This window comes from Xanthomonas sp. JAI131 (assembly GCF_013410075.1).
In the GTDB taxonomy this organism is placed as follows: domain Bacteria; phylum Pseudomonadota; class Gammaproteobacteria; order Xanthomonadales; family Xanthomonadaceae; genus Xanthomonas_A; species Xanthomonas_A bonasiae.
In genome coordinates this window covers 549,244-561,904 of record NZ_JACCCN010000004.1, presented here as the reverse complement: position 1 = coordinate 561,904, position 12,661 = coordinate 549,244, and the positions used below count along the sequence as shown (strand labels likewise).

Below are 12,661 nucleotides of genomic sequence, written 5' to 3'. Positions count from 1 at the left end.
GCCAATGGACTTGGCCGGGGCGGCCGTTCCCGGCATGCTGGGCCCCCTCTTCGACCGATCAGGATCTTCCCTGCCATGACCGCCTCCCGCATCGTCTGCTTCGGCGAACTGTTGCTGCGCCTCGGCGCCCCCGGCCACGAACGCCTGCTGCAATCGCCGCGACTGGACGTGCATGTCGGCGGCGCCGAGGCCAACGTCGGCGTGTCGCTGGCGCATTTCGGCCACGACGTGGCGATGGTCAGCGTGCTGCCGGACAACCCGTTGGGCGAAGCGGCCGCCGGCGAATTGCGCCGGCACGGCGTGGACACCCGCGGCGTGCGCTTCGTGCCCGGGCGCATGGGCCTGTATTTCCTGACCACCGGCGCCGGGCATCGCCCCAGCGAAGTCACCTACGACCGCGCTGGCTCGGCCTTCGCACTGGCAGAAGCGGACGCCTACGACTGGCCGGCGCTGCTGCAGGGTGCGGACTGGCTGCACCTGTCCGGGGTGACCCCGGCGCTGGGCGAACGCGGCGCGGCCGCGGCGCTGGCGGCGGCGCGCAGCGCGCGCGCGCTCGGCGTGCGCGTGTCGTTCGACGGCAACTACCGGCCCAAGCTGTGGGAGGCCTGGAACGGCGACGCGCCGGGCATCCTGCGCCAGCTGCTGGCGCAGGCCGACGTGCTGTTCGCCGATTACCGCGACCTGGGCGTGGTGCTCGGCCACCAGTATCCGCAGGACAGCGCGCAGGCGCGGGTGGAAGCCGGCGCGCGCGACGCCTTCGCTGCGTTCCCGCAGCTGCAGGCGATGGCCTGCACCCAGCGCGTGGCGCACAGCGTGGACCACCACAGCCTGGGCGCGATGCTGCTGCGCCGCGACGGCCGCGTGGCGCAGGCGCCGAGCGAGGAGCTGACCGGCATCGTCGACCGCATCGGCGGCGGCGATGCGTTCGCCGCGGGCGTGCTGCACGGCCTGAGCCAGGGCTGGGACGACACCGCCACGATCCGCTTCGGCTTGGCCGCCGGCTGCCTGAAGCACTCGGTGCCGGGCGATTTCCATCCGCTGGGCGAAGCCGATGTGCAGGCTTGCGTGGGGACGTCGCGGTTCGATGTGAAGCGGTGAGGGGCTGGGATTGGGGAGTGGGGATTGGGGATTGGCAGAAGCGCTGGTTGCGGCATTGGTGCGCGTGATCTGGTGTTGCCGGCGTTTCGTTTCTCCTGTCGCGGCTGAAGCCGCTCCTACAGGGGCAGCGCGCGCGGTTCTTTTGTAGGAGCGGCTTCAGCCGCGACAGGAAAATGAGGCGGTCGCGATGCCAGGCCCCCATGGGAATCGCGGCATCGACGCCACCACGAATCCCGAATCCCCCATCCCCAATCCCCAATCCCGGCCTTTGCAGAAGCGGCTTCACCCGCGAGCTGCGACACGCTTCAGCCGCCGGGCGGCGTCCATTGAGGCGTGGTGCGGACCTTCCTGCAATGCTCGGCACCGCGGCGCCCTGGTTTCCCGCGTCGCGACTGAAGTCGCTCCCACAGTGGCGACCTGCACCATCTCCGCGGCGGCCAGCGGCGCTCCTTGTGGGAACGACTTCAGTCGCGACGCAGGACGCCATCGAACGCGCCTGGCTCCAGGCGCCGGCCGGACCTTCGATCCGATGCGCGCCGCGGTAGTTTCATCGGTCCGGTCGCGGCTGAAGCCGCTCCTACAGAAGCGCGCATCTGCCCTGTAGGAGCGGCTTCAGCCGCGACAGACACCCAACGCAAAACGGCCGGCATCGCTGCCGGCCGCCTCTCCAATCCCGAATCCCGGCTCTTCCAATCCCGAATCCCGAATCCCGAATCCCGAATCCCGAATCCCCAATCCCCAATCCCCAATCCCCAATCCCCAATCCCGGCTGTTCCTACAGCTCGATGCAATCGAACTTCACGTCCGGATCCACATCGGCGTCGTAGTCCACGTCCTTGCGCTCGAAGCCGAACAGCTTGAGGAATTCGTGCTTGTAGCCGGCGTAGTCGGTGAGCTGGAACAGGTTCTCGGTGGTGACCTGCGGCCACAGCGCCTTGCACGCGTCCTGCACGTCGTCGCGCAGTTCCCAGTCGTCCAGGCGCAGGCGGTTCTGCTCGTCGGTGGCCGGCGCCTGGCCGTCTGCGCGGTACATGCGCTCGCGGAACAGGCGGTCGAGCTGGTCGATGGTGCCTTCGTGCAGGCCCTTTTCCTTCATGATCTTGTAGACCATGGAGATGTACAGCGGCATCACCGGGATCGCCGCGCTGGCCTGGGTCACCACCGACTTGAGCACCGCCACGTTGGCGCTGCCGCCGCTTTGCTGCAGGCGCGCGTGCAGGCGCTGCGCGGTCTGGTCCAGATCCACCTTGGCCTTGCCCAGCGCGCCGTGCCAGTAGATCGGCCAGGTGATCTCGGTGCCGATGTAGCTGAAGGCGACGCTGCGCGCGCCCGGCGCGAGCACGCCGGCGGCGGCCAGCGCGTCGATCCACAGTTCCCAGTCCTGGCCGCCCATCACGGTGACGGTGTCTTCGATCTCCTGCTCGGTGGCCGGCTCGATCGATGCCTCGATGATCGCGTCCTTGTTGGTGTCGATCGCGGTGGCGGTGTAGGTCTGGCCGATCGGCTTGAGCGCCGAGCGCTTCACTTCGCCCGTGCCGGGCAGCTTGCGCACCGGCGAGGCCAGCGAATACACGACGAGATCGACCTGGCCGCCCATCTCGGTCTTGATCAGTTCGATCACCTGCGCGCGCGCTTCGTCGGAGAAGGCGTCGCCGTTGATCGACTTGCTGTACAGGCCCTGCGCCTTGGCGAATTTGTCGAACGCCGCCGAGTTGTACCAGCCGGCGGTGCCGGCCTTCTTGTCGCTGCCCGGCTTTTCGAAGAACACGCCCAGCGTGTCGGCGCCGAAGCCGAACGCGGCGGTGATGCGCGAGGCCAGGCCGTAGCCGCTGGAGGCGCCGATCACCAGCACCTTCTTTGGCCCATCGCTGCGCACGCCGCGCGCACGCGTGGCCTCGATCTGTTCGAGCACGTTGCGCTCGCAGCCGAGCGGATGCGTGGTGGTGCAGATGAAACCGCGAACTTTCGGGTGGATGATCAACGTGGTGTCCTCTCGGCAAGATGCCCCGCGGCATCTTAATGTCTGCGGCGCGGTTGATGAAGCGCCACCGTGTGCACACGCACACGTATGGAAGCGCCCGCCCATGCCGGCCCCGCTGGCGCGGGGACGTCTCCACTCTGTCTACGCCACAGCCCGCGAAGCTGGATGCAGTCGATGAAACCTCGCGCGGCGATGGAACATCATCGCCTGTCGTCGATACGCGCCTGGCGACAGCAGGGGGGCCTGGCGGACACCGTGTCCGTCATCCTGCGGGCATGGCCTGTGCGGCGCGGACCGAGGTCCATCGATGTCGCAGAGAAGCGAGCGGGTGACCCAGCTCCGCTCCGTGCCGCGGTTCCGTCTCGGACCGCTGCTGGTGGAGCCGGAACGGCTGGTGCTGATCGACGCGGGCACGGAGATCGCGCTGGAACCGCGGATGATGGAAGTGCTGGTGGCCCTGGCCGAACGCGCCGGCGAGGTGGTCAGCGCCGAGCAGTTGCTGATCGAGGTCTGGCACGGCAGCTTCTACGGCGACAACCCGGTGCACAAGACCATTGCGCAGTTGCGCCGGCGCATGGGCGACGACAGCCGCCAGCCGCGCTACATCGAGACCATCCGCAAGCGCGGCTACCGGCTGCTGCCGAAGGTGAGCTTTCCCGACGACTACCGCGGCGCGCTACCCTGCGCGCGGCACTGGGGCCACGGCAATCCCTACGTCGGCCTGCAACCGTTCGATCCAGCGCATGCGGAAGTGTTCTTCGGCCGCAGCCATGCCATCGCCCAGATCATGGGTTCGCTGCGCGCGCAGTTGCAGAGCCGGCGCGGCCTGGTACTGGTGTCCGGGGCCAGCGGCTGCGGCAAGACTTCGCTGCTGCGCGCAGGCGTGGTGCCGCTGTTGTGCCAGCCGGGTGGACTGGACGGGCTGGAGGCGCTGGCGGTGGCGTACTGCAATCTGGCCGTGTGCCACGGCGGCGACGTGCTGGGCACGCTCGCGCAGGCGCTGGCGCAGTGGGTGCCCGACAAGCGCGCGGTGTTTTCCGCCGCGCAGATGGGCTCGCTGCCGGCCTGGCTGCAACATCCGCCGCCGTTGCACGCTGCCATTGCCGAAGCCCTGCTGCGCTGCCCGGCGGCGCGCGCCGGCGCAGCGGCCGAGCGCCATCTGCTGCTGGTGATCGACCATGCCGAAAGCATGGTCGCCTCGCCGGACATCGGCGAGGCCGATCGGGCTGCGCTGGACGCCGCGCTGCGCACGTTGTGCACCGCGCCGCAGGTCGCCGTGCTGCTGCTCACACGCAGCGACTTCTACCCGCGGCTGATCGAATCGCTGCCCGGCGTCGCCGAGCTCAAGCGCGGCGATGGCCACGTCGATCTGCTGGCGCCGCGCGCCGGCGAGATCGGCCAGATCATCCGCATTCCGGCGGCGATGGCTGGGCTGCGGTTCCAGGAGGACCGCGACAGCGCCAGCCGCCTGGACGATGTGCTGCGCGACGCCACCGCACACCAGCCCGATGCGCTACCGTTGCTGCAGCACACGCTGCATGCGCTGCACGAGCGCCGCACCGCGGAGGGGATGCTCACGTTCGCGGCGTATCACGCACTCGGCGGCCTGGAGGGCGCATTGGCGCACCACGCCGAACAGGCGTTCCGCGCGCTGGCGGAACCGGCGCAGGCCGCATTGGGCAGCGTGTTGGCGCGGCTGTGCGTGATCCATCCGGACAGCGCCGCGGTGACCTCGCGGCGCGTGCCGTGGTCGGCACTGCAGGCCGAGCCGGCGGCGCGCGCCATGGCCGAGGCGTTCGTGCAGGCGCGCTTGTTCGTCAGCGAACTGGCGGTCGGCGTGCCCGGCTTCGCCGTCGCCCACGAGGCCTTGCTGCGACAGTGGCCGCGCGCGGCCGACTGGATCCACGAAAACCGACGCCTGCTGCAGGCGCGCAACCGCCTGCAGCAGGCCGCGCAGCGATGGGCGGCCGAGGGCCGGCGCGCCGATCACCTGCTCAACAGCGGGCGCCCGCTGAGCGAGGCGCGCGAGGCGGCCAAGCGGCTGGCGCACGATCTCGACGCCACCGACCTGGCCTTCCTGCGCGCCAGCGAGCGTCAGCGCGACCGACGGCGCTGGCTGTACAGCGGCGCCGCCAGCATGCTGGCGGCGCTGGCCAGCGCGTCGATGCTGCTCGGTTGGCAGGCGCGGCAGGCGCAACGGATCGCCGAGCAGCGCCGCGATGAAGCACAGCAACTGGTTGGCTACATGCTGGGCGACCTGGCCGATCAGTTGCGCACCACCGGCAACCTGAAACTGCTCGACAGCGTCGGCAGCCGTGCCCTGGCCTATCTGGAGCGGCTGCCCAGCACCAGCATGGGCGCGGCCGAGCTGCTCAACCATGCGCGCGCCCTGCGCACCGCCGGCGAGGTGCTGATGAACCAGGGCAACCTGGGCGAAGCGCAGGCCGCATTCGACCGCTCGGCATCGACCGCGCGCCAGGCCAGCGCCGATGCGCCGGCCTCGCTGGACGCCTTGGCCGAGACCGGCCTGTCGGCATACTGGCTGGGCTATCTCGCCTACCAGCAGAAGCGTCCGGCGCAGGCGCGCCGGTACTGGGCATCCTACCTGGCGACCGCCGAACAGCTGACCCGGCGCGCGCCGCAGGAGCCGCGCTGGCAACTGGAGGTGTCCTACGCGCTCAACAACCTCGGCAGCCTGGCGCGCAGCGAAGGCCGGCACGAGGCGGCGATCGCGTTGTTCTCGCGCTCGGTGGCCTTGAAGCGGCAGGTGCTGGCGCGGGCCCCGGACAACGCCGCGGTGCGCTACGAACTGGTCGACAGCCTGTCCTGGCTGAGTACGGCGCAGGAATCCCATGGCGCGCTGGCGGCGGCCGAACAGGGCTATCGCGAACAGGTGGCGATGTTGCAGGCACTGGTGCAACGCGAGCCGAACGCCGATGCCTGGCGGCGCCGCTGGGCCACCTCGTTGCTGCGCACCTCCAATCTGGCGCTGGCGCGCGGCCACCTGGAGGACGCGCAAGCCGATGCGCAGCGCAGCGTGGCGATGCTGTCGGCCTTGGTCGCAACGCAACCGGACAACCGCACGTGGCGGCGCGACCTGGCCCACGCCTATGCGCAGGCAGGCTGGGTCGCCACGCTGCGCGGACAGCACGAATCGGCGCGGCGGCAGTTGTTGCAGGCGCAGCGCGCGCTGGCGCCGCTGCTGCAGGCGCAGCCGCTGCCGGAATGGCAATGGCTGGATGCGGTCATCGCGCTGCGCATCGCGCAGAACCAGCCACTGGGCGCGCGCGCGGAGCGCGAACGCAGCGCGCGCATCGTCGCGCGGCTGGAGGTCTTGCACCGGGCGATGCCGGACGACCTGCTGGGCCTGTCGGCGCTGGCACACGCGCGGGTGTGGCGCGGCGAACGCCTGGCCGCCGCCGGCGCGCAGGCCGAGGCGCGCGAGGAATGGCAACGCGTGGTGCAGTTGCTCGAGGCGCGCGCGGCCGGGTCGCGCGACAAGACGCTGCTGGATCCGTGGATTCGCGCGCAGGTCCATCTGGGCCGGCGCCAGACCGTGTCGCAAGCGCTCGCATGGCTGTCTCTGGCGGGCTACCGCCATCCGGGCTTCGTCGCTCTCTATGACCCGCCGCCCAAGGAGAACATCAAGTCATGACGGCCATTGTCGAAATCACCCTTACCGCCGCCCACGTCGTGTTCGGCGGCAACGCCGGGCATGGGCGCTACTTCTACAGCTTCTCGCCGGACGTGATCACCGTCGGCAAGGGGCAGACGCCGGTCAAGCTGATCTATCGCCTGGACAAGGAGGTCTCGCAGCATTTCAAGATCCGGGCGGTGCTCAATTCCGATGCCCGCGGGCAGATCGAGCACACCACGATCGCCCCGGACGGGCGTAGCGCCGACGTGTACAACCTCAACACCGTGCAGACGCTGATCTTCTTCTCGGTGCTGATCTGCGACGACAAGCGCGACCAGTTGTTCAGCTGCGACCCGCAGGTGGGCAACGACCCGGAAATCTCGCCGCAGCCGTAGCGGTAAGGGCGCCGCAGGACCCTGGCGGGCCGTGCCCGCCAGGGTCCTGCGCTCAGTTCACGATCTTCTTGCATTCGTTCAAGGTGGCGGTCGCGTTCTTCAGCGCGAGCGCGTGCCCCGGCTGGCCGTCCTTGATCTTCTTGATCAGCTTGGCCATCGCGTTCTTGCCCGGCTGCCGCCAGTTCTTGTAGCTCGGCCCCTTCTTGAACGCTTCCAGGTCCTTGAGCGTGCTGGCGAACGCGCCGTTGATCGACGTGCGCCGGTCCACGCAGCTCTGCCACGCCGCCAGGCGCAGGCGGTTCGCGGCGTCGCCTGCGGCCCGCTGGCATGCCAGCGCACCGCAGGCGGTGACGCCATGCAGGTCCACATTGTTGTCCACGCAGGTCTGGCGCCTGTTGTCGTAGGGGATCAGTTGGCAGCCTTCCATCTCCGAGCGCGCGATCACATCGGCTTCGGAGACGTCGTTGCCCTTGAACAGCGCCTGCGGCGGCGCGGAGGGCGCAGGCTGCTGGAGCGGGGTGCTGCATGCCGCGAACAGCAGCGACAGCGTCAGCAAGACGCACTTACGGAACAAGCTCATGGCGGTAGTCCTGGTCGGAGGCCGGAGCGCGCGATGCGGTTTCCGGGCGGCGCGAGGTGCCGCCGCGCCACCCTGACGGCAACCCGCCAAGCGGACCTGACGGATAGCTTACGGTTGCGGCCGGCACATGCCGGCAGGTCCCGGCGACCGCGGCGCACGTCGCTACCGGCATCGCCGTCGGTACCCGTGCCACGCCGGAATCCAATGTGATTCATGGACTTGCATTCCGGCAGATTGCGGTAAGGCGACGCCGGGACGCGGCGCGCACGGTAGGCGCCGTCCGGCTCCGTGCCGACCGGACGTCACCGCCGCGACGCCGGCGACCCAGGCACCTGCCGCGGCGATCGCTGCGGTCCATCGAGACGCACCCATGCTCACCCGTACCGACAACGCTACCGAGACCCTGGCCACCGAGGACCACGATTCCCCGGTGTCGCTGTTCCGCCATACCGCCGCGCAACGCCAGCAGTTCGACGCTGCCGCCCTGCAGGCGGCGGACTACGACCAGAAGCCCTGGGGCCTGCTGTACCGCGCGCTGACCGAGGCCATCGGGGCCAGCCCGGAGACCTTCCAGATGGTCTATCCGTTCACCACCTGGGCCTGGCCGACGCCGCCGGTGGGCTTCATCGGCACCGCGCAGTACGACTTCTGCTCGACCTCGCCGCAGTGGAGCGCGGTGGGCGCCTTCGTGTCCAGCGGCGACCGCTTCAACCAGGCCTACCAGGAATTCCTCAACGTGATTCCGGCGGCGACCGACGACCCCTCGCTGCGGCAGCGGATCAAGGCCGCCGACGACGCGGTGACCGCCGCCAGCAACGGTTACACCCTCGCCTACACCCAGGCGCGCTCGGTATACGAGGACGAGGTCACCGACAACGATCCGACCTTCACCGAATGGCTGGGATCGCCGGCCGGCGCCGGCTGGCAGATCAAGATCAGCAGCATGCAGACCAAGATGGAGCAGGCGCAGGTCACCTACAACGCGCTGGTGGCGCAGGCCAACACGCCGGGCCTGGGCGATGCGCAGAAGCAGATGGCCAATCACGCTTTCTGGGCCAAGCTCAACGACCCGGCGCTGGCCAAGTTCCCGCTGGTGCCGAATTGGTCGGTGGCGCAGAACGCCAGCGAGTGGCTCGATGCGGTGCAGGCCGGCCAGGGCCCGGCGGGCGCCAGCATGGGCTTCAACAACCGCGACGCTTCCTACGACTACAGCAAGACCTGGGCCGGCGGCTCGGCCAAGATCCGGCAGCTGTTCTGGCAGGTGCGCGTGGCGGGCAAGTGGGAGCGCGTCACCGAGTTCGAGACCGACAACGAACTCAACGTCGCGGTGGAGTTCGAAGCGCTGGATCATATCCAGATCCAGCCCAGCGACTGGTACAACGGCCCGTTCGTGCGCAGCAAGCGCAATGGCCCGTTCGTGAAGGGCTACAGCGCGTTCGGCGAGGACGGCACCCAGGCCGTATTCGGCGAAAAGGGCTTCTTCGGCCTGCTCAAGACCGGCATGTACGTGGGCTACAAGCCGACCTTCACCATCACCGCCAGCAAGGCGTCCTTCTCCAAGTTCTCCGAGAAGTTCAAGGTCTCGACTGGCTTGCGCATCGGGCCGTTCACCTTCGAGGCCGACGGCGGCAGCGAGAAGGCCGGATGGACGCTGAGCGAATCCGGGCATAGCTTCACCGGGACCACCAGTTCCGAGCAGCCGCTGATCATCGGCATCGCCATCTCCAAGCTGCCGCCAGAGTAATCTCGCGCCGCGTCACCGACGCGCCTGCGATGCATGACCGCGTTGCAGGCGCGCCGGGCGGCGGCCGCGGGAAGTGGCGGCCGCCTGTTGTGGCGGCCGTCGCTCTTGCCGTGGTCGTGCTTTCCGCAGTGCATGCAATTGCCGCCGCGGGCGCTCGGACGCACTGCGGCGAAGGAACGGCGGCGACGCCGGTTCAGATGATCCGCAGCGTGATCGCCTTGAGCACCGCGCGGGTGCGGTCGCGGGTGCCGAGCTTGTCCAGGATCGTGGAGACGTAGTTCTTCACCGTGCCTTCGGCCAGGAACAGGCTGCGCGCGATCTCCTTGTTGGAATAGCCGCCGGCGAGCAGGCGCAGGATCGCCACTTCGCGTTCGTTGAAGGTGTCGCGCGGCGCGTCCTCGTCGCGGTAGCGGTAGCGCGCGCGGACCGGGTCGGTGCTGACCGGCTGCAGCAGGGTCTCGCCCGCGGCCACGCGCACGATCGCATCGCGCAGGTCCTCCGGTGCGGCGTCCTTGAGCAGGAAGCCCTGCGCGCCGGCGTCGGTGGCGCGCAGCAGCAGGTCGGCGTCGTCGAAGGTGGTCAGCAGCAGCACCGGGGTGGCGTCGCCGCGCGCGCGCAGCCGTTGCAGCGCCTGGATGCCGTCCAGCCCGGGCATGCGGATGTCGCTGAGCACCACGTCCACCGGCGTGGCCGCCAGCGCGGCCAGCAGCGCTTCGCCGTCGTCGGCCTCGCAGGCCACGACGATGTCCTGGGTCTGCAGCAATGCGCGCAGGCCGGCGCGCACCAGGATCTGGTCGTCGGCCAGGGCGATGCGCAAGGCGCTCACAGCGGCAGCCGCGCGGTCAGTTGCATGCCGCCCAGCGGCGTGCGGCCCAGCTCGAGCCGGCCGCGCAACGCGGTCAGGCGCTCGCGCATGCCGGCGATGCCGTTGCCTTCCTGGATACGCTCGGCACGGCGGCCGTCGTCCTCGATGTCCACGCGCAATTGCCCATCCTCATGATGCAGACGTATCTGTACCTCATCGGCATCGGCATGCCGGGCGGCGTTGGTCAGCGCTTCCTGCACCAGCCGCAGCAGGGTCTCGGCCAGCTGCGGATCGGTGATGCGCACGTCCGGTGCGATCTGCAGCCGCAATTGCGGCCGCGGGAACGGCGCGGCCAGCGCGCGCAGCGCGGTCTCCAGGTCCAGGCCGCGGTCGTCGCGCAGCGACTGCACCACGTTGCGGATATCGGCCAGCAGCTCGCCGGACAGGCGCTCGACCACGCCGAGTTCCTCGCGCCGCGCCAGGTCCGGATCGGCCAGCAGCAGGCGCAGGTTGATCCGCATCGCGGTCAGTTTGTGCCCGGCCACGTCATGCAGCTCGCGCGCCAGGCGCAGGCGTTCGGCGTCGCGGGCGCTGTCGGCCAGCAGCGCGCGCGTGGCCAGCAGGTCGGCGTTGACCCGGGCCAGCGCTTCGCGGGCGAGTTCGGTGGTGCGCGCGTAGTGCGCGGACAGCGTGGCGAAGGCGTGGAAGCCGGCGTAGATCAGGGTGGTCAGCAGCGCGCGCTTGAAACCGGCCGTGGACAGCAACAGGAACGTGCCCAGGTTGACCAGCAGCGCCAGCATCAGCACCCGGCGCGGCTCCCACAGCAAGGCCACCTGCGTCACCACCACCACCAGCAGCACCGGCGCGGTGCCGACGCCCGGTTCCAGCCACACCAGGGCCAGCGCCGCCGCGGCTTGCAGCCATAGCGCGGCATCGCGCAGACGCGGGGCGGGCAGATATCGGTAGCCAAGCAACAGCAGCACGAACAGGCCGGCCACCGGCCAACGCAAGACGGCCGGCGCTTGCGGCTGCAACTGAAACGACCACAGCACGGTGGCCACGGTGGCCAGCCCGGCCAGGCGCTTGGGTTCGATCAGATCGTGCAGGAAGCGGTGCATGCCGCGGATGCTGACCGCGCGGCGCGGCGCCGGCAATGGGGCCGGCGCAGAAAGTGACTTCCGGCAGGTCGGATCGATGACCAGCGGCCCCTGTCCGCGCGCGCCGACACGGCCACACTGGCGGCACGCCATGGATGACGCGGCGGCCCGTTCACCAGGCGTCCAGCGCGATGGCGTACACCGACACTGCTCCCCACGAGGAAACGACGATGCACCTGACCCTGCGACATCCCGATCTGTGGTTCACCGTGCTGGGCGTGTGCTGGGGCGTCTACGAGATGCTGCTCAGCCACCGCCGCCGCGCGGCCGATGGCGGCGCGCGCGACCAGGGCACGCTGCAGCTGCTGTGGCGCGTGCTGTACGCGGCGGTGGCGCTGGGCGTGCTGCTGGCCTTCGTCGGCGTGTGGCGCTATGCGCCGGCGCTGCAGGAGCCGGCGCGCTGGCTGGGCTGCGCGCTGCTGGCCGGCGGCCTGGCGCTGCGGCTGTGGGCGATCCGGGTGCTGGCGCGCTGGTTCACGGTGGACGTGACCATCCAGGACGACCATCGGCTGATCCGCCATGGGCCGTACCGCTATCTGCGCCACCCTTCCTACACCGGCGCGCTGCTGGCGTTCTATGGACTGGCGGTCGGCCTGGGCAACGTGCTGTCGCTGCTGGTGATCGTGCTGCCGGTGACCTGGGCGTTCCTGCGCCGCATCCGCGTGGAGGAAGCCGCGCTGACCCAGGCGTTCCCGCGCGAGTACCCCGACTACGCCGCGCACAGCTGGCGGCTGCTGCCGTTCGTCTGGTGAGGGACGGCCGATGGGCGCGCTCGACCTGATCCTCGCCGTCCTCCACCACCTCGCGTTCCTGCTGCTGACCGCCGCGCTGGTGGTCGAGTGGACGCTGCTGCGCGAACCGCCGCACGCGCTGCGGCTGGCGCGGCTGCTGCGCGCGGACGCCGTGTACGGGGCGGCGGCACTGCTGATCCTGGTCGTCGGCGGCCTGCGCGTGCACTACGGACTCAAGGGCCAGGACTACTACCTGCACAACCCGTGGTTCTGGGCCAAGCTGGGCGTGTTCGCGGCGATCGGGCTGCTGTCGCTGCTGCCCACGCTGCGGCTGCTGCGCTGGCGCCGCCAGGCCCGCCTGCAGCCGGGGTTCGTGCCGCCGCCGGTGCAGGTGGCCGCGCTGCATCGCATCGTCAGCGCCGAACTGGCGCTGCTGGCGCTGCTGTTCGTGCTGGCCGCGACGATGGCGCGTTATGGCATGCTGTGATTGGTATGACCAAATTTTGAGGAAAAGTCCCTCCCGCAGTTGACTT

General features: G+C 69.9%; 10 protein-coding genes. 6 read left to right on the top strand and 4 right to left on the bottom strand.

The window, feature by feature from the left end; translation table 11 throughout:
- The first annotated feature begins 75 nt into the window (after positions 1 to 75).
- Positions 76 to 1,098, top strand: coding sequence for a sugar kinase (locus HDC36_RS18850; RefSeq protein WP_179570329.1), 1,023 nt, complete (start codon positions 76 to 78; stop codon positions 1,096 to 1,098).
- 775 nt (positions 1,099 to 1,873) lie between these two features.
- Here HDC36_RS18850 and fabV read toward each other — a convergent pair.
- Positions 1,874 to 3,079: an enoyl-ACP reductase FabV gene (fabV, locus tag HDC36_RS18845; protein ID WP_179570328.1), complete on the bottom strand. Its 1,206-nt coding sequence runs from the start codon at positions 3,077 to 3,079 to the stop codon at positions 1,874 to 1,876.
- Positions 3,080 to 3,386: 307 nt separating this feature from the next.
- On the opposite strand from fabV, the gene HDC36_RS18840 reads away from it, so the two are divergent.
- Both HDC36_RS18840 and HDC36_RS18835 read left to right on the top strand, forming a co-directional pair.
- Entirely contained in the window at positions 3,387 to 6,734 is a 3,348-nt protein-coding gene (locus HDC36_RS18840) for a winged helix-turn-helix domain-containing protein (RefSeq protein ID WP_179570327.1), read from the top strand.
- The gene (locus HDC36_RS18835) at positions 6,731 to 7,111 is read left to right on the top strand and encodes a hypothetical protein (protein ID WP_179570326.1); all 381 of its coding nucleotides are present in this window, start codon (positions 6,731 to 6,733) and stop codon (positions 7,109 to 7,111) included. Before HDC36_RS18840 ends, HDC36_RS18835 begins: the two co-directional genes overlap by 4 nt.
- Before the next feature lie 52 nt (positions 7,112 to 7,163).
- On the opposite strand, the gene HDC36_RS18830 is transcribed toward HDC36_RS18835, so the two are convergent.
- The gene (locus HDC36_RS18830) at positions 7,164 to 7,691 is read right to left on the bottom strand and encodes a hypothetical protein (protein WP_179570325.1); all 528 of its coding nucleotides are present in this window, start codon (positions 7,689 to 7,691) and stop codon (positions 7,164 to 7,166) included.
- A 370-nt stretch (positions 7,692 to 8,061) separates the two neighbouring features.
- Between HDC36_RS18830 and HDC36_RS18825 the strand changes: the two genes are divergently transcribed.
- Entirely contained in the window at positions 8,062 to 9,435 is a 1,374-nt protein-coding gene (locus tag HDC36_RS18825; protein WP_179570324.1) for a hypothetical protein, read from the top strand.
- A gap of 193 nt (positions 9,436 to 9,628) precedes the next feature.
- Here HDC36_RS18825 and HDC36_RS18820 read toward each other — a convergent pair whose 3' ends face one another.
- Together HDC36_RS18820 and HDC36_RS18815 are read right to left on the bottom strand one after the other, a co-directional pair.
- On the bottom strand, positions 9,629 to 10,261 hold the full coding sequence (locus HDC36_RS18820) for a response regulator transcription factor (protein WP_179570323.1): 633 nt from the start codon (positions 10,259 to 10,261) through the stop codon (positions 9,629 to 9,631).
- Positions 10,258 to 11,358: a sensor histidine kinase gene (locus HDC36_RS18815; RefSeq protein WP_179570322.1), complete on the bottom strand. Its 1,101-nt coding sequence runs from the start codon at positions 11,356 to 11,358 to the stop codon at positions 10,258 to 10,260. Before HDC36_RS18815 ends, HDC36_RS18820 begins: the two co-directional genes overlap by 4 nt.
- A gap of 209 nt (positions 11,359 to 11,567) precedes the next feature.
- Between HDC36_RS18815 and HDC36_RS18810 the strand changes: the two genes are divergently transcribed.
- Together HDC36_RS18810 and HDC36_RS18805 are read left to right on the top strand one after the other, a co-directional pair.
- The gene (locus HDC36_RS18810; RefSeq protein ID WP_179570560.1) at positions 11,568 to 12,149 is read left to right on the top strand and encodes a PEMT/PEM2 methyltransferase family protein; all 582 of its coding nucleotides are present in this window, start codon (positions 11,568 to 11,570) and stop codon (positions 12,147 to 12,149) included.
- A 10-nt stretch (positions 12,150 to 12,159) separates the two neighbouring features.
- Positions 12,160 to 12,615 carry a DUF2214 family protein gene (locus tag HDC36_RS18805; RefSeq protein ID WP_179570320.1) on the top strand — a complete coding sequence of 152 codons (456 nt, stop codon included), beginning with the start codon at positions 12,160 to 12,162 and terminating at the stop codon, positions 12,613 to 12,615.
- Positions 12,616 to 12,661: the final 46 nt, after the last annotated feature.